This is a genomic window from Streptomyces sp. NPDC127117 (assembly GCF_042677325.1).
Lineage (GTDB): Bacteria > Actinomycetota > Actinomycetes > Streptomycetales > Streptomycetaceae > Streptomyces.
Genome location: NZ_JBHXTM010000017.1, coordinates 62,950 through 86,024 on the forward strand (window position 1 = coordinate 62,950; position 23,075 = coordinate 86,024).

General features: G+C 73.5%; 15 protein-coding genes. 4 read left to right on the forward strand and 11 right to left on the reverse strand.

All coding sequences use genetic code 11. The features are described 5' to 3' along the window. Positions 1-67: 67 nt before the first annotated feature. The 3 genes from ettA to ACFVH0_RS17270 are packed head-to-tail and all read left to right on the forward strand — an operon-like array spanning position 68 to position 2,840. The gene (gene ettA, locus ACFVH0_RS17260; protein WP_259932619.1) at positions 68-1,732 is read left to right on the forward strand and encodes an energy-dependent translational throttle protein EttA; all 1,665 of its coding nucleotides are present in this window, start codon (positions 68-70) and stop codon (positions 1,730-1,732) included. A gap of 5 nt (positions 1,733-1,737) precedes the next feature. Next, complete coding sequence (locus tag ACFVH0_RS17265; RefSeq protein WP_124717647.1) at positions 1,738-2,160, forward strand: thioesterase family protein; 423 nt, start codon at positions 1,738-1,740, stop codon at positions 2,158-2,160. Continuing rightward, positions 2,157-2,840, forward strand: coding sequence for a hypothetical protein (locus tag ACFVH0_RS17270; RefSeq protein WP_385820975.1), 684 nt, complete (start codon positions 2,157-2,159; stop codon positions 2,838-2,840). Before ACFVH0_RS17265 ends, ACFVH0_RS17270 begins: the two co-directional genes overlap by 4 nt. Before the next feature lie 181 nt (positions 2,841-3,021). Here ACFVH0_RS17270 and ACFVH0_RS17275 read toward each other — a convergent pair whose 3' ends face one another. The 6 genes from ACFVH0_RS17275 to ACFVH0_RS17300 form a co-directional block, all read right to left on the reverse strand. Next, positions 3,022-4,218 carry a serine hydrolase domain-containing protein gene (locus ACFVH0_RS17275; protein WP_385820977.1) on the reverse strand — a complete coding sequence of 399 codons (1,197 nt, stop codon included), beginning with the start codon at positions 4,216-4,218 and terminating at the stop codon, positions 3,022-3,024. Continuing rightward, positions 4,215-5,765, reverse strand: a complete 1,551-nt coding sequence (locus tag ACFVH0_RS17280) for an alpha/beta hydrolase (RefSeq protein WP_385820979.1) — start codon at positions 5,763-5,765, stop codon at positions 4,215-4,217. The genes ACFVH0_RS17275 and ACFVH0_RS17280 overlap by 4 nt, the downstream gene beginning before the upstream one ends. A gap of 112 nt (positions 5,766-5,877) precedes the next feature. Beyond that, complete coding sequence (locus tag ACFVH0_RS17285; protein WP_385820981.1) at positions 5,878-6,840, reverse strand: ABC transporter ATP-binding protein; 963 nt, start codon at positions 6,838-6,840, stop codon at positions 5,878-5,880. Beyond that, the gene (locus ACFVH0_RS17290; protein WP_385820983.1) at positions 6,837-9,617 is read right to left on the reverse strand and encodes an FtsX-like permease family protein; all 2,781 of its coding nucleotides are present in this window, start codon (positions 9,615-9,617) and stop codon (positions 6,837-6,839) included. Before ACFVH0_RS17290 ends, ACFVH0_RS17285 begins: the two co-directional genes overlap by 4 nt. Position 9,618: 1 nt before the next feature. After that, positions 9,619-12,912 (reverse strand): FtsX-like permease family protein, encoded by a 3,294-nt coding sequence (locus tag ACFVH0_RS17295; protein WP_385820985.1) that lies wholly within the window; start codon positions 12,910-12,912, stop codon positions 9,619-9,621. A gap of 172 nt (positions 12,913-13,084) precedes the next feature. Next, on the reverse strand, positions 13,085-13,489 hold the full coding sequence (locus ACFVH0_RS17300; protein ID WP_385820987.1) for a globin: 405 nt from the start codon (positions 13,487-13,489) through the stop codon (positions 13,085-13,087). A gap of 157 nt (positions 13,490-13,646) precedes the next feature. Between ACFVH0_RS17300 and ACFVH0_RS17305 the strand changes: the two genes are divergently transcribed. Then, a complete protein-coding gene (locus ACFVH0_RS17305; protein ID WP_385820989.1) occupies positions 13,647-14,627 on the forward strand; it encodes a methyltransferase domain-containing protein in 981 nt (326 codons plus the stop codon). A gap of 34 nt (positions 14,628-14,661) precedes the next feature. Here the strand turns inward: ACFVH0_RS17305 and ACFVH0_RS17310 are convergent, their stop codons facing one another. From ACFVH0_RS17310 to ACFVH0_RS17330, 5 genes are all read right to left on the reverse strand, one after another. Further along, positions 14,662-15,927, reverse strand: coding sequence for an FHA domain-containing protein (locus tag ACFVH0_RS17310; protein WP_385820991.1), 1,266 nt, complete (start codon positions 15,925-15,927; stop codon positions 14,662-14,664). A gap of 136 nt (positions 15,928-16,063) precedes the next feature. After that, positions 16,064-17,422, reverse strand: coding sequence for a VWA domain-containing protein (locus tag ACFVH0_RS17315; RefSeq protein WP_385820993.1), 1,359 nt, complete (start codon positions 17,420-17,422; stop codon positions 16,064-16,066). A 122-nt stretch (positions 17,423-17,544) separates the two neighbouring features. Beyond that, entirely contained in the window at positions 17,545-18,873 is a 1,329-nt protein-coding gene (locus tag ACFVH0_RS17320) for a protein phosphatase 2C domain-containing protein (RefSeq protein ID WP_385820995.1), read from the reverse strand. Next, on the reverse strand, positions 18,870-21,620 hold the full coding sequence (locus ACFVH0_RS17325) for a tetratricopeptide repeat protein (protein WP_385820997.1): 2,751 nt from the start codon (positions 21,618-21,620) through the stop codon (positions 18,870-18,872). The genes ACFVH0_RS17320 and ACFVH0_RS17325 overlap by 4 nt, the downstream gene beginning before the upstream one ends. Before the next feature lie 61 nt (positions 21,621-21,681). Beyond that, on the reverse strand, positions 21,682-23,004 hold the full coding sequence (locus ACFVH0_RS17330) for a hypothetical protein (RefSeq protein ID WP_385820999.1): 1,323 nt from the start codon (positions 23,002-23,004) through the stop codon (positions 21,682-21,684). Positions 23,005-23,075: the final 71 nt, after the last annotated feature.

Here is a 23,075-nt window from a genome sequence, read left to right on the forward strand (position 1 = left end):
ATCCGGGGATGGACGTCAGGCAAGATGGGGTGTATCTGCCCACACATCGATTGCCGGACGGTTTCTCTTGGCTGAGTACATCTACACGATGCGCAAGACGCGCAAGGCGCACGGCGACAAGGTGATCCTTGACGACGTCACGCTGAGCTTCCTGCCCGGGGCGAAGATCGGTGTGGTGGGCCCCAACGGCGCCGGTAAGTCCACGGTGCTGAAGATCATGGCGGGCCTGGAGCAGCCGTCCAACGGTGACGCGTTCCTGTCGCCCGGTTTCAGCGTCGGCATCCTCATGCAGGAGCCGCACCTCGACGAGACCAAGACCGTCCTGGAGAACGTCCAGGACGGGGCCGCCGAGGTCATGGGCAAGCTCAAGCGCTTCAACGAGGTCGCCGAGCTCATGGCGACCGACTACTCCGACGCGCTCATGGACGAGATGGGCAAGCTCCAGGAGGACCTGGACCACGCCAACGCGTGGGACCTGGACGCCCAGCTGGAGCAGGCCATGGACGCGCTGGGCTGCCCGCCCGGTGACTGGCCGGTCGTCAACCTCTCCGGTGGCGAGAAGCGCCGCGTCGCGCTCTGCAAGCTGCTGATCGAGGCCCCCGACCTGCTGCTCCTCGACGAGCCCACCAACCACCTCGACGCCGAGTCGGTCAACTGGCTGGAGCAGCACCTCTCGAAGTACGCCGGCGCCGTCGTCGCCGTCACGCACGACCGGTACTTCCTGAACAACGTCGCCGAGTGGATCCTCGAACTCGACCGCGGCCGCGCCATCCCCTACGAGGGCAACTACTCCACGTACCTCGACAAGAAGGCCGCCCGCCTCAAGGTCGAGGGCCGCAAGGACGAGAAGCGCGCCAAGCGGCTCAAGGAAGAGCTGGAGTGGGTCCGCTCCAACGCCAAGGGCCGGCAGACCAAGTCCAAGGCCCGACTCGCCCGTTACGAGGAGATGGCGGCCGAGGCGGACAAGATGCGGAAGCTGGACTTCGAGGAGATCCAGATCCCGCCGGGCCCCCGGCTCGGTTCCATCGTCGTCGAGGTCGAGAACCTCTCGAAGGCCTTCGGCGACAAGGTCCTCATCGACGACCTGTCGTTCACGCTGCCGCGCAACGGCATCGTCGGCGTCATCGGTCCGAACGGCGCGGGCAAGACCACGCTGTTCAAGATGATCCAGGGCCTGGAGACCCCCGACAGCGGCTCGGTCAAGATCGGTGACACGGTCAAGATCTCCTACGTCGACCAGTCCCGTGCCAACATCGACCCGAAGAAGACCCTCTGGGCCGTCGTCTCGGACGAGCTGGACTACATCAACGTCGGCCAGGTCGAGATGCCTTCGCGGGCCTACGTCTCCGCGTTCGGCTTCAAGGGCCCGGACCAGCAGAAGCCGGCCGGGGTCCTCTCCGGTGGTGAGCGCAACCGCCTCAACCTGGCACTGACGCTCAAGGAGGGCGGCAACCTGCTGCTCCTCGACGAGCCCACCAACGACCTCGACGTGGAGACGCTCTCCTCACTGGAGAACGCGCTGCTCGAATTCCCGGGCGCGGCCGTGGTCATCTCCCACGACCGCTGGTTCCTGGACCGGGTCGCCACGCACATCCTCGCCTACGAGGGTGACTCCAAGTGGTACTGGTTCGAGGGCAACTTCGAGTCGTACGAGAAGAACAAGGTCGAGCGCCTCGGTGCGGACGCGGCCCGCCCGCACCGTGCCACGTACAAGAAGCTCACGCGAGGCTGATCGTCTTGGCTCGTCACATCTACAACTGCCCGCTGCGCTGGTCGGACATGGACGCCTTCGGCCATGTGAACAACGTGGTCTTCCTCCGCTACCTGGAGGAGGCGCGCATCGACTTCATGTTCCGGCTGGCGCCGGGGGACGGTTCGCCGTCCTTCGCGGGCGGCTCCGTCGTCGCCCGGCACGAGATCGACTACGTACGACCGCTGGTCCACCGGCACGAGCCGGTGACCGTCGAGTCGTGGGTCACGAAGATCGGTGCCGCGTCGCTGACGATCGCGTACGAGATCAAGGACCCGGACCAGGTGTACGTCCGGGCCTCGACCGTCGTCGTGCCGTACGACCTGGCCGAGGAGCGGCCCCGGCGGATCTCCGCCGAGGAGAAGCTCTTCCTCCAGCAGTACCTGGCCGAGGAGCCCGCCGCAGCATGACGGTGCCCGTACGGTCGCTGGAGTTCGCCGACACGAGGGAGGCCGCGGATCTCGCGGCCTTCCTCGGCCGGCTGCTCCACTACGACCGGGCCGCCGCGGTGCGGATGCAGGCGGGCGGCGGTGCGCTGGCCGTGTTCGGCAGGCCGCCGTCGTTCGAGGTCCTGGCGATCCGGACGGCGCGGCTGGCCGGTCCGGGCGACGGCTTCGACGTCACCGTCTCCGCCGGTGAACTCCTCGAATCCCTCGGGGAGTCCACCGAAGCCGGTGCGATCCCGGCACCCGTCACCGGACCGCCGTGGACGGGCGTCCTCCCGCCGCGCGGCGGCTGGCGGGAACAGCCCGGCCTGCCCGGGCCGATGGCCCTGCGCGGCGCCGTGGCTGCCGCCGTGGCCGAATTCCGGGGCCGCGACGAGGAGTTGCCCGAGGAACGCCGTACGCGGGCGGAGCGGGATCTGATCGGCCGCGAGATCTGGTCGCGGACGGTCGGCGGCACCCCGCTCCCGCTGCGCGCCGTGCACGCCGCCCAGTCGCTGGGATTCCTCCGCCCGGCTCCGGACTTCCCCGTCGCCCTGCTCGCGGCCGGGTCCTGGCTTCGGCTGCGCACCCCGTTCGGTTCCATCGCCCTGCGTAGCCCCGGCAGCGGGCTCGGCACGCTCGCGGTGACGGTGGGCGCGGGCTGAGCGGCCGGACCCACGCGGCCCAGGTCCTCTCGCTCGGATCAGGCCGGGCTCGCGTGCCCCGGTGCCGCGCCTCGCCGCGTCGTCGTCACTCGGCACGGCTCAGCCATGACTCCCTCTTCCGCCCCGCGACGCACGACACCGGACCCCGCTCCCTGATCCGGCCTGATCCCGACGCAGGGCCCTAGCCGGTCAGAGCCCGGTCCACCAGCCGGAGTGCGGCCAGGTCCTGGGCGTCCTGTGCCGGGTCGCCCATCCGCAGGGTGAACGTGGCGCTGGTCGCGGCCCGCGCACCGTCCGGCGTCACCCCGCTCTCGGAGACGATCCCCAGATGGGTTCCGCCGTGGAACCAGATCCCGCCGCTGCTCCCCGCCACCGGGCGCCAGGCGATGCCCAGTCCGTAACGGACCCCCTCAGCCGCACTCCAGTCCCCGGCCACGACCGTCTCCTTCATCGCGGCCAGCTGGGCCGGGCGCAGCAGCCGGCCGCTCATCAGGGCACGCAGGAAGACACCGTGGTCGTGGGTGGTGCTGATGACGGAGCCGTCCGCCCCGCCGCCGGAGGCCGACGTCGTGTCGGTCGGCCGGGCGCAGCCGGGGAACCAGGTGTACGCGCCGGCCGTGGGCCGGGGCACGTACGGGGAGGTTCCCGGGGTGAACGTGTGGCGCAGGCCCAGGGGTTCGATGATCCGGTCGTGGATCTCCTGCGCCCAGGAGTTGCCGGTCACCTGCTCGATGATCAGACCCGCCACCACGTAGTTGGTGTTGGAGTAGCCCCAGCGCCGCTCCCGGGCCGGATGTTCCGGGTCCGGTACCCACAGGGGCGGCCGGCTCAGCGCCGCCTTCAGCTGTTCCTCGGGGTCGGTGGTGCGGAACCGCGAGCGGCGGTAGCCGTCCGGGGTGAACGCGTCGGCCGAGTCCGGTGAGACGGCGAGGTAGTCGTTGAGCCCGCTGGTCTGGCGCAGCAGATCGGCGACCGTGATCCGGCGGCCGTCGTTGCCGTTGCCCCGCACGGCGCCGGGCAGCCACCGCTCGACGGTGTCCGTGAGCGCGAGCCGCCCCTCGCCCGCCAGCTGGAGGGCGAGCGTGGCCGTGAACGTCTTGGTGTCGCTGCCGATCCGGTAGTAGGCGTCCCACGGGACCGGCTGGTGCGGGGTCCGAAGCCCGGCGGATCCGGCGCGGGCCGTCGTCCGGCCGCGGGCGCTCTGCACTTCGGCCAGTACGCCGGTGGCGCCGGTGGCCAGGATGGCGTCCACATCGCTCTGGAGCCGGTCGCGGAGCCCGGAGGCTCGGCGGGGCGCGGTGGCCGCCGCCGCGGGGCCGCCCGCTCCGGTGAGCAGGGCCGCTGCCGTGGCCGCCAGGCCCGTTCGTCTGCTGATCACCGGTCCTCCCCGGTGCCGGGCCAGGTCAGGTCGGTGCCGGGCAGGGTGCCGTCGCGCAGATAGCCGTTGACGGCCTCGTCGGCGCAGGGGACGGGGGTGAGGCCGTCGAGTCCGCGCCCGTACACCCCGTGCGAGCGGATGTCGGCCGTCACCAGCCGTGAACCGGTCAGCCGGTGGTGCAGGGCCAGTGCCCCTTCGTAGGGGACGTTGTTGTCGCGCCGGGCCTGGAGCATCAGCACGGGTACGTCGTTGCCGATCACCGTGGCGGGTTCACGCGAGGTGCTCCTCCAGAACGCGCACGGGGCCATCATGCCGTTGACGAGCGGGCCGAAGACGGGCTGGGTGGCGCGGCTGCGCTCCATGTTCTTCCAGTACGTCTCCGGGTTCTTCGGCCAGCCGCCGGCCGGCCAGCCGTGGTCGCCGCACATGAACAGGGCCCCGCCCAGCATGCTGTCCGCCAGTTCCGGCGAGGCGAGCAGTTCGAGCATGGCGGCGAGCTCCGGGCCGGGCTCGACCGGCCTGCCCGCGGCGGCATCGATCAGATCGCGCACCGTACCGGCGAGCGCCGGGTCGTACTCCTCGTGCTGGATGAGCTGTCTCAGCACCAGCCGCAGCAACGGTGCGTCGAGCCGGATGCCGGAGACGGTGACCGGGCGCCGCTCGGCCCCGTCGAGCAACCGCTGGACGTTCGACCGCACTTGGGCGGGTGTCCTGCCGAGCCGGTAGGTGCCGTCCTGCCGTGCGGCCCATCCGGCCCAGGCGTCCAGGGCCTCTTCGAGCGGTCTGCCCGCCCGCTGGAAAAGTTCGTACTGGGTGGCCGTCGGGTCGGTCGAGGAGTCCAGGACGACGCGGTCGGCGCGGCGGGGGAACATCTGGGTGTAGACGGCGCCCAGATCGGCGCCGTACGAGACGCCGTAGTACGAGAGCCTGCGCTCGCCCAGTGCCGCGCGGATCGCGTCCATGTCGCGGGCGACGTTCCTGGACGTGGCGTGCGGGAGGAGCCGGGCGTTGTCCCCGTGTTCCTGGCAGCGGCGTGCGGTGTCACGGGCGGACCGTACCGACTGTTCGAAGTCCTTGCGGCGGGTCGTGGTCGGGCCGGGCGCGGGCGTCGGGGTGGCGGGGGCGCAGGCGATGGGGGTGGACTCGCCGAGGAAGCGGGGATCGAAGCCGATCAGGTCGTAGCGGTCGGCGACGTCCTTCAACGCGGGGCGCAGATAGAGGGTGTTGGCGAGTCCGGTGCCGCCCGGGCCGCCCGGATCGGACAGCAGGATGCCCCGCCGCTCGCCGTGCTCGGTGTCGGCCTCGATGCGGGAGACCGCGATCCGGATCGTCGGGCCGCCGGGGTCGGAATAGTCGAGGGGAACGGTCACCTTCGTGCACTGCGCGCCCGCCTCGTTCAGCTCCCGCTGCTGCGGTGAGCAGGGGCCCCAGACGAGCCGCTGGTGGGTGGGCGAGGCAGGGGTGGCGGGGGTGGCCGACGCGGGCACGCTGCCCGCGAGTAAGCAGGTCAGGCCCAGGCCGGTGGTGACCAGTGAGGCGACGCGCATCGTGCTCCTCGGATCAGGTGGATGACTCCCGCACGACGCTAGGCGCGTACCCGGTGCGGGAACATCGGGCCACCCGGCCGAAGCGACCTGGGGCCAGCACCACCCCGGCCCGTCACCGCTCGGCGTCGTCCGGCCAGATGCCGATGTGGTCGTGCTCCAGTTCCAGCATCACCCGGTGCTCCATCCCGAGCGTCCGGGTGTAGTCGGCGGGCAGCTGGAGCCGGCCCGCGCGGTCGAGCATCGCGTACTCCCGGGCCACCTGGGACTCCAGGCCCGTCGTGGCGTCGACCTCGGTGCGGCGCAGCACCTCGGAGGACGTACGGCCGTCCCGGATGGCGACCGTGCGGCGGACCTCGGAGGCCACCGCCTGGTCGTGGGTGACGATCACGATCGTGGTGCCCAGCTCCTCGTTGGCACGGCGGAACGCCGCGAAGACCTGCTCGCCGGTGGCCGAGTCGAGCTCGCCGGTCGGTTCGTCGGCGAGCAGCACCGACGGGTTGTTGGCGAGCGCGACCGCGATCGCCACCCGTTGCTGCTGGCCGCCGGAGAGCTGCTGGGGGCGCCGGTCTCGGCAGTCCGCGACCTCCAGGATCTTGAGCAGCGACTCGGCGCGGGCGGCCCGTTCGGCCCCCCGGACCCGGCCCCGGCCGCGCAGCTGCATCGGCAGGGTGACGTTCTGGACGGCGGTGAGGTACGGGAGCAGATTGCGGGCGGTCTGCTGCCAGACGAACCCGACGACGTCCCGCCGGTAGCGCAGCCGTTCCTTCGGCCCCATCGACAGCAGATCGCAGCCCGCGACCTGCGCCGACCCGGCCGTCGGCACGTCCAGGCCCGCCAGGATGTTCATCAAAGTCGACTTGCCGCTGCCCGACGCGCCGACCAGGGCCATCAACTCGCCCTCGGTGACCAGGAGATCCAGGCCCTGGAGGGCCTGCACCTCCACCCCGTCCGCGGAGAAGATGCGGACCAGCCGGTCGCAGGCGATCAGCGCGTCGTGCCCGTACGAGGGCCGGTCGCGGTGTGCGGCGGCGCGCTGTTCGAGCTCGGCGAGTGTGGTGTCGGCCGGCGGCGTCATCGGGGGTCTCCTGACCTGAGTTCGGTGATCGGTCCGCGGCGGGCGGCCCACCGGGCCTGGCCGGCGGCCACCGCGGCGGTGAGGACGACCACGCCGAGCGCCGGGAGCGTCAGCGACCACGGGTCGGCCCGCAACGGAGCGGTGTCGAGTGCGGTGGAGCCGGGACCGGCCGAGAGCGCCAGGCCCACCAGGTCGACGCCCGGTGCCAGCAGCGCGATCGCCGCCCAGCCGACGAGCACCCCGCCCACGGCCGCCAGCAGCGCCTGCGGCAGCGCTTCGAGGCCGAGCAGCCGTCTGCCCTGCCGGGAGGTGAGGCCCATGGTCCGCAGCCGGGCCAGCAGGGCGGTGCGCTCCGGGGCGGTCCGCAGCAGCGACAGCAGGACGGCGAGCAGGGCGTAACCCGCCCCGGCCACGATCGCCGCCGCGTAGATGTCCCAGGCACCCCGCTGCATGGGGGTGTCGACGAACGCCTCGCGTTCCTCGGAGCGCAGCCGTACGGAGAAACCCTTGCCCGCGTCCCGGGCCGCCGCCCGCAGCTCCTTCGCGTCCGGGGAGCCGCCGGTCACCAGCAGGGTGGTGGTCTGCCGGCGGGTGAGCGACCGGGCGTCGACGATCAGGAAGTCGCTGTCGGGAACGGCCGCGGTGCGCGGGGCGATGCCGGCCACCCGCACCGTGAGGTCCCCGGCCGCCGTGGACAGCTCGCGCGGCCGGTCACCGAGCTCCGCGGCGACGGACGGCGACGCGATCACGGGCACCGCCGTGCGTCCGGCGGCCCGCAGCCGGTCGGCGGAGAACGGGCCGAGGCCCGTCGTACGGGCCAGCCGGGCGTATGCCGCCGGGTCGACGCCCAGCAGGACGGCGCTCTTCATGCGGTTGTTCCCGGCCGGGTCGGCGGGCAGCGGCACGCCGGACACGACCTGGACCGCCGCCACCTCCCGCACACCGTCCGCCTTCCGCACCTGCCGGATCAGGCGGTCCGGCAACGGCACGGAGTCGAGGAGGCCGCTGATCCGGGCGTCCGCGCCGATCGTGTGCACCGCCGCCCGGTCCCGTGCGTCCGCGACCCCGGCGAGCACCGAGCCGCCGAACGCCGCCGTGGTCAGCGCGAGCAGCAGCGCCAGCAGCGGCAGGGTGCCGCCCGCCGAGCCGCGCCCGGCACGGGCCAGCGACAGGAAGCCGACCGCACCGCGCCGCCGGGCGACGGCGCGCGAGGCGAGCCGCAGCGGCAGTGGCAGGAGCCGTACCAGGACCAGGGCGGCGATCAGCCCCACGAGCACGGGGGCGGCGCTGACCAGCAGGTCGCTGCCGCCGTCGGCTCCGGTACCGCGTCGGCGCAGGCCGGCGACCGCGCCGACGGCCAGCACCAGCATGGTGAGTTCGGCCACCGTACGGCGCCGCGACGGGCGGGCGTCCATCAGGTCGTCGCGGGCCCCGGGCAGTTGTGGTTTGCGGTGCGGCAGCACCGAGCCCAGCGGCAGGGCCACGCAGACCAGCGCGGCGACAGCGGCCGGCCCGACGGCGGAGGGCCACAGCCGGGCCCGGTCGAAGAGCGGTACGGCGATCAGCAGACCCAGCGCCGCCGCGGGCACCGCGATCACCACCGTCTCGGCGAACAGCCGGCCACCGATCCCGCGCAGCGACCCGCCGCGCGCCCGCAGCAGCGCCAGCTCGGCGCGGCGCCGTCCGCCGATCAGCCCGACGGTCATCAGCAGTACGACGGCGGCGACGGCCCCGATGCCCACGGCGGCGACCGTGACGACCGGGCCGATCGCCGAACGCAGGGATCCGTACCCGGTGAGGATCTTGTCCAGGTCGGTCGCGAACGAGGCGTTGACACCGGCCACTCCGCGCAGCCGGACCAGACCCGGGCCGCCCTCCAACGAGGCGATCGACGAACGGAGCCCCGCCACGTCGGGGGCGGTGAGGCGGGAGGCGTCCGGTGCGAACTGCCAGAACGACTCCGGTTCGCCCGCCGTGGCGAGCAGCGCGGGCGCGGCGTCCGGCGGCAGCAGAACGGCCGCGGTCCAGTAGAAACGCGGCGGGTACAGCGCCGGTTGGGGGACCAGGGCCGGGGTCCGGAGCAGCGGATCGGCCGACCAGTAGGCGGACCGGGGGTGGGTCGGGGCGACGATGCCGGTGATCCGTACGGCCAGCCGCTTCCCGCTCTGCGTCGGTACGGAGATGACCGAACCGACCCTGGCCTTCAGGGCCTTCGCCGTCTGTTCGGTGACCGCGCCCTCCACCTCGGGGGTGTTCTCGGTGACCTCGCCGCGCACGGCGGGCCACTTCCCGGCGCGCAGGGTGGCGTGGTCCGGGAGGGCGGAAAGCGTGGAGTAGGTCAGCTGGGGGTCGACGAGGTCCGGCCGGGCCAGCCAGCGGTCCGGCGCGGCGATCGGCTTCCCGGTGCGGAAGCCGTACGAGGACTCGGCGGTGCCGGGCACCACCAGACCGGGCAGCAGGGACCGCGCCCCGTCGTGGACGGACGCCAGCGCCGCCTCACGGACGGCCGCCGCGCGCTCCGCCGAGGGCATCTGGAGCTCGGGCTCCGGCGCGGTCAGCTCCAGCACACTGTGGCCGGGGTCCGCGACGGCGACATCGTGGCGCAGCCCCTCGTTCTCGTATCGCTCGACGGCGCGCGGGAAGGCGGCCGCGAGGAACGACGTCAGCAGCACCAGCAGTCCCAGCGCCCAGGCCGTGCCGGGAGCGGTGCGCAGCCGGGTACGGACCCAGGGCGCACCGGCGGGGGTGCGGCGGTCTCGGACGGAACGCGGAGTCATGTCAGTTGTCCCCCTGGACACGCAGCGAGGCCGCGGGGTCGGCACCGCGCAGGGCGAGGGACACGACGATCACCAGCGGCAGCGCGGCGACGCCCGCCAGCAGCGCCGCGATCTGCCCGGCCGGCAGTTGCACCAGCACCCCGGGCACCGGCGCGGTGGCCTGCCCGGTCAGTACGACGAGCGGTACGACGGCGCGGTTCAGCACCGCCCCGAGCACGGTCCCGACCAGCAGCGCGATCGCGATCAGCACGCCCTGCTCGACGGCGATCATCCTGGTCAGCCTGCGGCGCGGGGTGCCCAGCGCACGCAGGACGGCGAACTCGGCGGCCCGCTCCCGCTGCGCGCCGACGGCGCTCACCGCGAAGCCGACCGCCGCCAGGGCCGCGGCGACCACCGCCACCGCGGGCAGCGCGGACTGCGGCCCGGCCCCCAGCGGGTCGCCGACCAGCTCCCGCGCGATCTCGTCCCGCACCAGGACCTGCGCCGGATCGGTGTCCGGCTGCGCCCGCAGTGTGGCGGCGGCCTTCGCGGCCTGCCCGGGGGCGGTGCTCAGCCACCATTCGTTGGCGGTGAGCGAGGCGTTCGGGCGCTGCGCGAAGACCTGGCCGACGGCCCTGAAGTCGAGCAGCAGCGCGCCGCCGTCGCGGTCCGGGCCGCCCCCGGTGACGGAGTCGTCCGAACCGGGGCCGGTGGTCGGCAGCCTGCGCACCGAGTCCACGATCTTCACCCGGACCGTCTCACCGGCCAGCGTGACATCGACGTGCTGCCCCTTCTTCGCTCCGGCGGCCTTCAGATACGCGTCGGTGACGATGGCCTTCGGCGTCGGCGCCTTCGGGCGGGGCACGGTGGCCCGTACGGAGTAGGCGGGCGTGTACTCCCACATGTTCGGGGCGGCGCCGGTCTCGTACGTGAGGGCCAGCGGGCTCCTCGCGGAGGCCGTCGCGTCCAGGGGATCGCCGGCCCGCGTCTCGGCACCGGATCCGGTGCCGGTCAGTCCGGCGTCCCAGCGGAAGCCTTCGGGGACCGGGACCGGCCGCTCGGTGCCGTCGGACGCCACGGTCCGCAGGGCGCCGACGCCGAACCGGTACGACGCGCTCGCCCCGGTCGGCCGGTTGCCGTTCAGCTCGAAGCCGGTCACGGCCAGGTCACCCGCGGCCGACACCGCGAAGGCGACCGGGTGCACCCTGCCGTCGGTGGGCACGGCTCCGGCCGACACCCGGTAGGGCAGGCCGTAGCGGTCCTCCAGCAGCACGGCGAGGACCGGGTCCTCGCCCTGCCGTCCGTGCGCCCCGGCCGCCGTGATCCGTACGTCGAACATGAGCCGCTCGCTCTTCTGCGGCAGCACCAGTCCGGCCCGTGCGGTGTCCGGCCGGTCGAGCGGGTCGAACAGCCGCTCCCGCGGCCGGTCGCCGAGATCGTCGCGGATCAGCATCCGCTCGGAGGCGTGAGCGGTGTCCAGAGCGAGGACCGAGGCGGTCCGGTCGCCCGAGAGTTCGGTGGTGGTACGGAACGCGGGCGCCGCGTCCCGTACGCCCGGCAGTCGCGCGTACCCGCCCGACTTCACCGGATCGTCCTCGACGCCGGTGATCACGCGCAGCGACGCACCGGCCCTGAAGTCCGCCTGGTCGCCCTGCGAACGGTCCCAGGAGGCGCGCTGCCCGACGGCCAGCATGCCCATCGCCACCGCGAGGACCAGCAGCAGCACGGGCCCGGCGTTGCGCAGCGGGCGCCGGCTGAACTGCCAGCCGGACAGGGCCGCGATCAGCCCCCGGCCGCCCGCCGCGCCGCGCTCCGCGAGCCGGGCCGCGGGCGGCAGCAGCCGCAGCGTCAGCACGGTGCCCGCGAGCAGCAGCAGCGCGGGCGCCGCGACCAGCAGCGGATCGACGCCGAGCCGCCCCTCCCGGTCCCCGCTCAGCACACCGCCGCCGACCCCGGTGGCCCGTCGGTCGAGCTGCCAGTACGCCACCGCCGCGATCACCAGCAGGCCGAGGTCGGCACCCGCACGCAGCGGCGCGGGCAGCGCCGCGGCCCGGCCCGGCCGACGCTCCCCGGCACCCGCCGCCAGCGCGGGCGCCACGACGGCCAGCGCGCAGCAGAGCGCGGTGACGACGGCGACCAGCCATACGGCGGCGGTGGCTCCGCCGTCGATCCGCAGCCCGATCCGGGACAGCGCGCCGCGCCCCGCGAGCAGCCGGGTCAGCGGCCCGGCGAGCAGCGGGGCGATCAGCGCGGCGGGCAGGGCCAGCAGCAGCGCCTCGATCGCGGCGAGCGCCGTGATGCGGCCGCGCGATCCGCCCCGGGCCCGCAGCAGCCGGGTCTCCCCGTCGCGCTCGCTGCTCAGCAGCCGGGCCACCAGCAGCAGCGCGTACCCGGCGAGCAGCACCAGCTGGACGGCCACGATCATCAGCGTGGAGCGGGAGACCAGCAGCGCCCGGTCGATCTGCTCCAGCACCCGGGGGAGCGAAGTCCGCGCGGTGGCACCGCTCTTGAACTCGGGGGCGGCCAGCAGCGCCTTCGGTGCGGCGGTGGCGGCGTCGTGCAGCGCGTCGATGCGGCCGGTGGTGACCGTGCGGAAGTCGGCCGCCGCCAGCCAGGACATCGTCCCGGAACTGACCCGTCCGGATCCGGTCGCGGCGGGATCGGTGAGCAGCGGACCGTAGGTGGTGAAGGCGACCTTGCGGATGCCGCGCCCGCCGAGCTCGTCCAGCTGCCAGTACGGATCGGCCGGGTCGGACACCTCGTACACGCCGGTGACCAGGACGCGCAGCGGCTTGTCGGTCAGCCGGTCGGTGACGGTGAGCCGGGCACCCGGCTTCAGCTTCAGCGCCTCGGCGGCGGTCCGCGGCAGCGCCACCTGGACGGGGCCGCCCGGCTTCCCGCCGCCCGACGCCGGCATGCGGCCCGCGGCGATCCGGACGCGGCTGCGGTCGAGCGAGGCGAAGTGGGCGAGATCGGGCTCGCCGCCGCCGGCGCGCGGGTCGCGCGGCAGCGCGTACGCCCCCGATGTCTCCATCGTCCGGACGGTCACCGGAAGCCCGCTAAAGGTCTCGCGGGCCGCCTTCCGGGCGACCGCGTCGGCCGCCTCCCGCTGCGCGGACGCCACCTGGGAGGACATCACGAGGGAGGCTTCGGCCGCCGAACGGTGGGTGAGGGCGTGGCGGAGCGCGGCGTCACCGACCGAACCGGAGAAGGCGGTCAGCGCGGCCAGCACCGAGGTGGTCAGCAGAACGGCGAGCACCGCCGCGGAGAGCAGGAGCCGGTGGGCCCGTACCCGGAGAAAGACGAACCCCGTCACTCACGCCCCCCTGGGCCCTAAAAACACACACGCCCCCCGGCGTTCCACGGATGCTTTCAAGACGCATGTGCTCTTGGAAACCGCTTGCGTGACTACTTGATCCGATTGTGACCGTTTATCGGCGATGGAAGACCGAATTCCGTGCCCGGGGAAGAGTCGCAGGTGGCGGGGGTCAGCCCTGGGTGTTCACCATCGAGGCGGCCGCGTACGTCAGGTAGTCCCACAGCTGACGCTCGTGCTCCGGCGCCAGTCCGAGTTCGTCGAGGGCCACCCGCATATGGCTCAGCCAGGCGTCGTGCGCCGCCCGGTCCACCCGGAACGGGACGTGCCGCATCCGCAGCCGGGGATGCCCCCGCTGCTCGCCGTAGGTACGGGGCCCGCCCCAGTACTGCATCAGGAACAGCGCGAACCGCTCCTCGGCCGGGCCCAGATCCTCCTCCGGGTACATCGGCCGGAGCAGCGAGTCCTCGGCGACCCCCTGGTAGAAGCGGTGCACCAGGCGCCGGAAGGTCTCCTCGCCGCCGACCTGCTCGTAGAAGGTCTGCTCCTGAAGCGTGTCGCGCGGATTCTCTGTCACCCGTCCATCGTCGCAGACGCACCGGCCGAGGACCGGGGACCTAGGGCTTCTCGCTCGGACAGGCCCGATCCGAACGAAAGAGACTGGTCCCTCTCACCGAACCGCCGGCCGGCCCGGGTTCCTGGCACCCCGGCCCCCGGCGCAGGAAGGTGGAGGTATGGACGCGCACACCGACCGGTTCGCCGCTGCCGCCGCCGAGGAGCGGTGGGCGATGGTGCGGTCCATCGTGGCCGGCGGGGCGCTGGGCGATCCCGGCTGGCGGGCCGCCTTCGAGGAGGTGCCGCGGCACCTGTTCGTGCCGTACTACTTCGTGGGCGGCGGCCATGACCGGCTGTGGTGCGAGGACCCCGACCCGGACCGGCAGGCCCGGTGGCTGCGCGGGGCGTACGCCGACGGGCCGCTGGCCACCCGGATCCGGGACGGCGAACTGATCTCTTCGAGCAGCCAGCCGTCACTGATGGCCCGGATGCTCGAAGAGCTGGACATACAGGAGGGACACCGGGTCCTGGAGATCGGCGCGGGCAGCGGCTACAACGCGGCACTGCTCGCCCACCGGCTCGGCGACGACGCCGTGACCACCGTCGACCTCGACCCGGAGATCACCGAGTCGGCCCGCCGGCACCTGGCCGCGGCCGGCTACCACCCGGCGGTGATCACCGGGGACGGGGCCCGGGGCTGGCCCCGGCGCGGCCCGTACGACCGGATCATCGCGACCTGCACCCTGCCGTCCGTACCGCAGTCCTGGCTGGAGCAGTGTGTGCCGGGCGCCCGGATCCTGGCCCCGTTCGCCACCGGACTGATCGCGCTGCGGGTGCGGGAAGCGGCGCACGGGAAGTACGCCGAGGGCCGGTTCCTGCACACGGCCGCCTACTTCGTACCGCTGCGCGGCGCTCCGGTGCGGCACGTCCGGCGCCCGCACACCCGCGCGGTGCCGAGGCGCGTCAGCGAGAACGACCTCTTCCGGTTCCTGCTGGCGCTGACCGAGGGTTCCCTCGACCCGCACGAGGCCCTCTCCCTCTGGCAGCGCGAGAAGCGCCCCGAGCGGGAGAGGTTCGGCATCACGGTCAGGAACGGGCGGCAGTGGGCCTGGCTGGACGACCCCGAGGGGCCGTACGCCTGGCCACTGCCGCCCGTGTGACGCGTGTGACGTGGGTGACCGCGTGTGACGCGGATCAGTCGCGGCGGATCGTGATCGTCGTCCACGCCCCGACGTGCACCTTGTCGCCGTCCTGGAGCGGGACGGGGACATAGGGCTGGATCGGGTCCTCGGCGCCGTTGAGCGTGGTGCCGTTGGTGGAGTTCTGGTCGACCACGGCCCAGCTGCCGTCGGGCTGCTGCACCAGCACAGCGTGCTGGTGCGAGACGCCCGGGTCCTCCGGCGGCACGGACAGATCGATGTCGGGGGACTCGCCGGTGCTGTGCCTGCGGCGGCCGATCGTGATCTGGTTGCCGGCCAGCGGAAGCTGCTGTTCCGGGGAGTACGCGGGCAGGTTCAGCCCGGTCGCCTCGGGGCCGCTGCGCTGCATCATCGCCAGGAAATATTCCCGGTCCGGGGCGATGACCGCGGTCCAGCTCGCAGGCGGCTGGTTCTGGTTCTGCCCCGGGAACGGCGGCTGCTGCTGCGCCGGGGGCGCCTGCTGCGGGCCCTGGGTGCGGGACGGCGGCGACAGCATCCAGTCGTCGTCGCTGCTCTGCGGCCCCTGCGGTTGCTGCGGCGGGGCGGGCGGCTGCGGAGCCGGCGGACCGGGCTGCGGGAACGCGGGCGGCGCCGACTGCTGCTGGAACGGCGACGGCGCGGACTGCTGCTGGAACGGTGCGGGCGGGGCCGACTGCTGCTGGAAGGGCGGCGGCGGACCCTGCTGCTGGAACGGCGGCGGGGGCGACTGCGGACCCGGACCGGGGCCAGGGCCGGGCGGTACCTGCGGGCCCGGGCCGGGGACCGACGGCGACTGCGGACCGGGGCCGGGGGCCGGGGGACCGGGCCGGTTGCCCTGCTCGGCGGAGAGCGGCTCGGCCGGGCGGTTCATCTGCGAGGGCCGCGAGCCCTGGTAGTCGAACGGGTCGCGCTGCTGCGGCGCGGCCGGCGGCTGCTGGGCCTGGAAGCCGGGCGGCAGGTTGAGCCCGGGCGGCGGGCCCGGAACGCCGTGGGCCGGGGCCAGCGGGGTGTACGAGGTCGCCGTGTTCGTGAGGAAGTTCCAGCGGCACTCCTCGCAGAACGGCGCCATCGCCTCACGCGGCGTGCGGCACTGCGGGCAGAGTTCCGCGGCCTGGGTCGCGTCGGAACCGGGGCCCGGCGGGAAGCCGTAACCGGGGGCGGGCGGCGGAGGCGGCGGCGGGGGGACCGCGCCCGCAGGCGCGCCCGCGCCGGTCATGCGATGGCCGCAGACCTCGCACCAGTCATCGGAACCCGACTGGTGTCCGTTCGGGCAGGTCGGCATGTCGGCGCTTCCCCCTCTCCTGGGCCGGCTTCGTGGCCGGCGTATTTTTCTGCTCTTCGCCTCCCGGTGGATCATTCCGGCCGGGCGGCTCGACTGCGTGGCTCTGTGCCTACTGTTTGCTGATTGTTGAACGGTTCTACTTCTTGACGCGAACCGTCTTGGTCGAGCGCGTTTCGAGTGTCATCTCGTCGGCGTCCGCGACCTTTGCCTTCAGTCGCACAGTACCGGTCGCCGCGTCCACGACGTCCACCACCTTCGAAAGCAGTTTCGCAGTGTCCTCGTTCCCGGAGGCCGACGCCAGCTGCACCGCGCGGCCCAGTTTCGCGGTCGCGCCGTCGAAGTCGCCCGACTTGCGGGCATCGAGCCCCTGCTGGATGACCTGGGCCAGTTCCGCCTGGCCGGTGTAGTGCGCGACCTGCGGATTGATCGAGGTGGATGCCACCATGTCCTCGGTCCACACGGCCCGGACCAGGCCCTGCGAGAGGGTCTGCGGAGCCCCGCCCGACGGGTCGGGGAGGACCAGCGACACCCGGGACGCCAGCATTTCCTGGCCGATCCCGGCCTGCGGAACGGTCACGCACACGTGGTAGTCGCGGGACTCGTCGCCCCAGGAGCCCGTGGGGTAGTCCCCGGCGCGGGGCCCCGTCTCGGTGCGCCGGCCGGTCAGATCGACGACCGTCGGTGCGACCTGTTTCACGAACTTGATCTCGACCCCGACGGGCGTCCAGAGCCGCAGCGCCACGTCCGCGACCTCCTTGCCCATCGCGTTCTCCATCATCTGCGTGAAGTCGGTGGCCAGCCCCGCCGGGTCGGCGACGATGTCGGCCGTGCCGAGCAGTGCGGAGGCGATGGCTGTGACCTCTTTCACCTCCCAGTCGGTGCCGACACCGCGGGCGTCACAGGTGAACCGGCCCGCGCAGGATTCGAGCGCGGCCCGCAGGTCCTCCGGAGCCTCGTGCTCGTTGCGGCCGTCGGTGAGCAGGATGCCGTGCCGGATCTCTGCATCGGCCGCGCCGAGCAGCCGGTCGGTCAGCCGCAGCCAGGTGCCGATCGCCGTACCGCCACCGGCGCTGAGCGCCCGCAGGGCGCCCTTCGCCTGGGCCCTGGTCTGCGCGTCGGCCACGGCGAGCCTGCCGTTGCCCGGGTAGACCTCCTTGGCGACGTGCGTGCCGCCGACGACGGCGAACGAGGTGCCGTCGCGCAGGGTGTCGATGGCCGCGGCCGTCGCGTCGCGGGCGTTGCGCATCTTGGTCGGCGGATAGTCCATCGAACCGGAGCAGTCGACCATGATCACCACGGCGGCGTTCGGCGCCTGCCCGGGAACGTGCGCGGGCGACGCGGCACCACCGGACAGCGGGACGCCGCCGGTGGTGCCGCCCCCGGTCGAGGTGACCGTGACGATCGCGTTGACCTCGCGACCGCCCTCCGGCAGATATTCGTTCTGGTACACCTCGACGGAGAACTGCGGCACGTTCGACTTGGAGAAGTTGGCCATCTGGTCGGCTCCTTGGGACTCCAGGTGTCGGATGAAGACAGCTGTGAGGGAAGAAAAACGGACGAAGGCAGCGGTGGCGGACTGGGCGGTCGGAACTGGAATCAAGCGTTACGGAACGGGACTCACGTGGTACCGCAGGCCGATCCTGCCCCCTGAGGCTCCACGGCGAACGGCAGCAGAGCCACTGTTACGTTGTCGTGGCCCCCGCCGTCGAGCGCATGACCCACCAGCACCTGGGCGCCGTGCAACGGCCGTTGATGCGCGTCGGCCGGCACCGCCGCGGCCATCTCGACCGCGGACTCCGCGTAGTTCCACAGGCCGTCCGTGCAGACGACCACCAGACCGGACCGGTCCGGCTTGAAGGACGCGGTGTGCGGTTCCAAGTCGTACGCGTCGGCACCGAGCCACCCCGTGATCGCGTGGGCCCGCTCGTCCGCGTACGCCTCCGCCTCGTTCATCAGGCCCGCCGCCACCATCTGCGCGGCCCAGGAGTCGTCCTCGGTCAGCCGGGCGGGCGGGGTGGAGCGGTCGTCGGGCACCCAGTAGACGCGGCTGTCGCCGACCCAGCCGACGATCAGCAGACCGCCCGCCATGATCGAGCCGACCAGGGTGCACGCCGGGGCGTTCTGATGACGGTGCTGGTCGCGCTCCCTCGCCCGGGCGGGCTCCTGGGCCAGGGCGTTGACCGCCTCGGCGGCCGCGAGGATCGCCTCGTGCATCGCCTGCTGCGGATGGGTGCCGCGCGGCAACGACTCCAGGAGCGCCTCGTTGGCCGCGCTCGCGGCGGCCGCCGACGCCTCGTCCGGCCGGCTGGCCGACGAGACGCCGTCGCAGACGATCGCGACGACGGCCGGTGAACCGTCGGGCAGGGCGGTGGTCGACACCGCGAACGAGTCCTCGTTGCGGTGATGGCGCAGGCCCCGGTCGCTGACGGCGGCCACCGAACCGAGCTCCTGCTCCATGTGGTCGCGCTCGCGCGGCTGGGCGTGCCCGCAGTTCTCGCAGTAGCCGTCCGTGTCGACACTGCCCGCCCGGCAGGCCACACAGCGCTTGGCTCCGGCCGGCGGGGTGGCCGCCACCGGATCCACGGCGGGGGTACGGGGGTCGGGCGCGGCCGTCGGCGCCGGGGCATCGCCCGCCGGTGCCGGTGCCGGTGCGTCGGCGGACGGGGCACCGGCCGGCGCGGGTGCGGCCAGCTCGAAGTCGTCCGATCCGCCCGGCCCGCCGGAGCCGCCCGCGCCGTCCGAGTCGCGCCGCCGGCCGAAGCGGACCTCCGCCGCGCCGCCCGCCGGCACGGTCATGGCGATCGTCGGATGGTCCTGGGGAACGGCGGGCACGGCCGACAGGTCGTACCCGCACGCACCGCAGAACAGGTCCCCGGGCTCCAGCGGCTCCTCGCAGCCGGGGCACTTCGACAGGGCCGTCTCCTGGGGCTTCTGCGACATTTTCACACCCACGTCCGGGGGCGGAAACGGTTGGCCCGCTCCACCAGTTCGATCCTCTCATCGCCGGGCTCCGCAAGCCTGGCGAGCATCCGGTACGAACGCTCCAACCCGAAGCGCAGGCCCCGCTCGTCCAGCTCACTGCCCAGCAGCGTGCTCGGCCCGGCCGGCCCGACCGACGGGCGGGCCGTGGGGCTACCGGAGAGTACCCAGTCGAGCGCCGTGCCCAGCACCTCGGTCGACAGCCGCTCCCGGCGCACCGCGTCCAGACCGAAACCGGCCAGCCCCGAGACCTGGGCCGAGGCGGCCATCAGATCGGCGATCAGCGGCTCGTCCGGGGCCCGCCCGCGCAGCCGGGCACGCACCGCGGCCACCCGGGCCGCCGTGTAGTGGATCGACGCCTCCGGCACCGACTCCAGCGCCCGCACGGCCCCGGCCCGGTCCCCGGCGGCGAGCTGCACCCTGGCCAGCCCGAAGGCGGCGCTGACGAAACTCGGGTCGGTCGTCCACACCAGCCGGTAGTACTCGGCGGCGTTGTCCAGCTGGCCCAGCACCTCCGCACAGATCCCCAGCGCCAGCTTGGGCGCCGGCTCACCGGGGAACGCGTCGTACACCGCGTCGAAGGACAGTGCCGCGTTCTCGTTGTCACCGGTCACCAGCGAGGTGACGCCGCGGTACCAGACGACCCGCCAGTCGTCCGGGTACTGGCCCTCCAGCGCCGTCAGGGTCTGCCCCGCCGCAACGAGGTCGTTCAGCTCCAGCCGGGCGCGCAGCTCGCGCAGCCGGGTCTCCAGCGAGGCCACCGGCACCGCGCCCAGCGCGGAGACCAGTTCGGACGGGGCGGTGGTCATCAGACCGGCGAGGAAACCCGCGTTGGGGTCGCTCGCGTCGACCCGGGGCACCGGCAGCGCGAGCGAGGTGGACCGTACGTCGAGCCTGGACAGCCGGGGGACGCCCGGGACGGGGGAGAGCGACGGCGCACCGGGGACGGCGGCCGGGACGCGGGGGGCCGGAATCGCGGCCTGCGGCTGCGCGTACGCCATGGCCGAGCCGTTCCCGCCCGGCCCGTTGCCCGCCCGTACGTGGGTGGGCGGCGCGGTCAGCGGAGCGGCCCCCGGCACGGGGTGCCCGGGCGCGGGCGGGGCGCCCGCGGGCAGCGCGCCCGGCGCCGGTGCGGCGGGTGTCAGCGGTGCCGCGGTCCGGGGCGTGGTGCCGGCCCCGCCGCGACGCCCGAAGCGGCCGGACCGGGCCGGAGCGGTGGCCCGGCCACCCAGCTGCGACACATCGCCCATCAGCTCCGGGAACAACTCCGTGTCGGTGACCCGCACTTCCGTGCCGAACAGCGTCGAGAGCGCCGGGCGGGGCCGCCCCGTCTGGAGCGACACCACCTCGCGCAGCACACCCGTCAGCTGCTCCGCCATCTCCGCCGCCGAGGCGAACCGCCGCACCGGATCCGGGTCGGTGGCCCGCACCAGCAGCCGGTAGAACGACTCGTAGGTCCGGAACACCTCGATGTTGTCCGGGTCGGGCAGCGAGTCCACGAAGACGTTGGTGTAGCCCTGGAAGTCGAAGGTGAGCACCGCGAGCGTCCGCGCGACGGTGTACAGGTCGGAGGCGACCGACGGGCCGACCTCCGCGACCTCCGGCGCCTGGTACCCCACCGTGCCGTAGATGGCCGACTCGTCGTCGTCCATCCGGCGGACGGCGCCCATGTCGATCAGCTTCAGCTGGTCCTCGGTCTGGATCGCGTTGTCGACCTTGAAGTCGCAGTACAGCAGGTTGCGGCTGTGCAGATGACCGAGCGCCTCCAGCGCCTCGATGCCGTACGCGCACGCCTGCTCGACCGGCAGCGGATCGCGCTTCCCGGCGGCGGTGCGGCGCTCGTTGGCGATGTCCTTGAGCGCCTTGCCGCCGACGTACTCCATCACGATGTAGCCGTCGAGCGAGCCGGTGCGCTGGTCGAGGTGCTCGACGAAGTTGTAGATCCGGACGATGTTGGAGTGCTCGATCTCGGCGAGGAAGCGGCGCTCGGAGATCGCGGCCTCCATGGCGTCCTGGTCACCGGTGTCGAGCAGGCCCTTGAGGACCACCCAGCGGTCGGAGACCGCACGGTCGACCGCGAGATAGACCCAGCCGAGCCCGCCGTGCGCCAGACAGCCGGCCACCTCGTACTGGCCGTGGACGATGTCGCCCCCGTGGAGCTTGGGCACGAAGGAGTACGGGTGGCCGCACTTGGTGCAGAACCCCTCCGTGCGGCCCACCCGGTCCCCGCGCGACCGGCCCACCGGCGCCCCGCAGTCGGAACGCGAACAGAAACGCTTCCGCTCCGGCACCTCCGGGTTCTCCATCACCGCCGAGCGCGGGTCGGGACGCGGCACGTCCGGCACCTCGACCAGGCCCACGCCCAGCCTGCCCCGGGCGGACGCGCCCGAGGACGAACCGGAGGAACGGACCGAGACCGAGGGGGAGGTGGCGGCGCCGGAAAGCGAACGCGAGAGCCGCCCCGACACCGAACGACGTGAGGTCGACGAGCGGGACGAACGCGAGGACGCCCGGGACGAGGACCGCGAACTGCTGTTGCTGCCCCGGCTGCCGCGGCTGTTCGCACCGCCGCCCGCGATCCCGGTGGCCGGCGAGCTCACCATTCCGTTCGGCGAGACGACCGGAGCCAGACCGCAGGTGTCGCAGTACAGCTCGCCGCCGCCCATGTCCTCGTAATTGCCCTCGCACGCGGGGCGCTGGCACTGCGTACTCATGGTCGGTCCCCCTGATCGCCCCGCCGCCGCAGCGGCCCTGCCACCTTGCACACGTCTGTGGTCATCGCCGGTCCTCCGACCCCGACGCCCGGCGCTGGGACAGCAGCTCGGCCGCCGCCTCCTGGTAGCGCAGCACCGCCTGCCCGGCGACCCGCAGATCGCACGGCGCGCTCCACAGCATCCGGCGCGCCGCGTCGTACCGCTCGATCAGCAGTGGATCCTCGGCCAGACCGTGCCGGGCGACCTTCGCCTTGTACGCGTCGAGCCTGCCGCGCAGCTCCGCCCGTACGGCCAGTGGGGCCGTGACCGCGGTCAACGACTCGCGGGCCCGCAGCAGTTCCTCCTCCGCCTCCCGCTCCAGCGTCTCCAGCAGCGGGGACAGCCGGTGCCACTGGGCGTGCCTGCGGTACTCCGAGGCGGCGGCCAGCCGTTCCTGGAGGACCGTCGCCGGGCCGCTGACCGCGGGCACCTCGGAGGCCGCGATCTTCGCCAGCACCTCGCCGCGCGCCGACCGGGCCTCGGTCAGGGTGCGGTCCGCGCGGGAGAGCACATCGCGCAGCTGGACCAGGCGCTGCTCGGCGTCCTGCCGGACCGCGAGCACCGCCTCGATCTCCCGGCGTACGTCGTCCAGGGCGCGGGCCGCCCGGTCGTAGCGCGCCGTGTCGGGGCGACCGCCGCCCGGGGCCGAACTGCCGGGCCCCGGCAGCCAGAACGCCAGGGGATCGGAGATCACCTGCACCCGCAGCGTGGTCAGCTCGTGGGTGATCGCCTCCAGGTCGTCGCCCGCCGGGTGCTCACCGGGCCGCACCCCCACGGAGTGCGCCAGCGAACGGGTGCGGTGCAGTTCGGCGGCGAGCAGATCTATCCGGGCGGGCAGCGCGGACCACACGGAGTCGGAGGCGACGACCATGTCCAGCGAGCGGGCGTACAGCTCGTTCATCCGGGCGACCAGCTCCTCCAGCGTGAACCGCTCGGAGAGCTTGGCCGGACCGTTGACCGAAGGGTCGGGGCGGGCCGCCGCGTGCGCCACGGTGACGCCCTGGCCGCGCAGCAGCTCGGTCAGGGCCACCAGATCGTCCCGGTTGGGATAGCGACGGCGGGCCCGCACCGAACGGGCCTGGGCGAGCGCCCCCGCGTAGGCGTCGAAATACCCCCACAGCAGCGTGATCGACTGCTCGGTGGAGGCCCAGCGTTCCCTGGTGACACCGGTCAGCTCGGCGCCCTCCAGGAGCCGGCGGCCCGCGTGGTCCTGGAGGGCGAGCAGCGAGGTCTCGATCGCCTCGTGCTCCGCGCCGAGCCGGGCCAGCGCACGGTCCGCCTCGTCCCGGTCCATGACCGGGCCGGGGGGCCTGGCCGCATAGCCGGGGAAGGGGCCCGCGCCCATCGATCACCTCTCCGCTCTTACTGCCGGGACGTGCCCGGCAGGATCAGTGCCACTGCCTCACCGCCCGGATC

Excerpts from the sequence above, each read along its gene's own strand:
- ACFVH0_RS17270 (WP_385820975.1), top strand. The coding sequence starts at position 2,157 with ATGACGGTGCCCGTACGGTCGCTGGAGTTCGCCGACACGAGGGAGGCC.
- ACFVH0_RS17280 (WP_385820979.1), bottom strand. The coding sequence starts at position 5,765 with ATGCGCGTCGCCTCACTGGTCACCACCGGCCTGGGCCTGACCTGCTTA.
- ACFVH0_RS17285 (WP_385820981.1), bottom strand. The coding sequence starts at position 6,840 with ATGACGCCGCCGGCCGACACCACACTCGCCGAGCTCGAACAGCGCGCC.
- ACFVH0_RS17290 (WP_385820983.1), bottom strand. The coding sequence starts at position 9,617 with ATGACTCCGCGTTCCGTCCGAGACCGCCGCACCCCCGCCGGTGCGCCC.
- ACFVH0_RS17305 (WP_385820989.1), top strand. The coding sequence starts at position 13,647 with ATGGACGCGCACACCGACCGGTTCGCCGCTGCCGCCGCCGAGGAGCGG.
- ACFVH0_RS17310 (WP_385820991.1), bottom strand. The coding sequence starts at position 15,927 with ATGCCGACCTGCCCGAACGGACACCAGTCGGGTTCCGATGACTGGTGC.
- ACFVH0_RS17315 (WP_385820993.1), bottom strand. The coding sequence starts at position 17,422 with ATGGCCAACTTCTCCAAGTCGAACGTGCCGCAGTTCTCCGTCGAGGTG.
- ACFVH0_RS17325 (WP_385820997.1), bottom strand. The coding sequence starts at position 21,620 with ATGAGTACGCAGTGCCAGCGCCCCGCGTGCGAGGGCAATTACGAGGAC.
- ACFVH0_RS17330 (WP_385820999.1), bottom strand. The coding sequence starts at position 23,004 with ATGGGCGCGGGCCCCTTCCCCGGCTATGCGGCCAGGCCCCCCGGCCCG.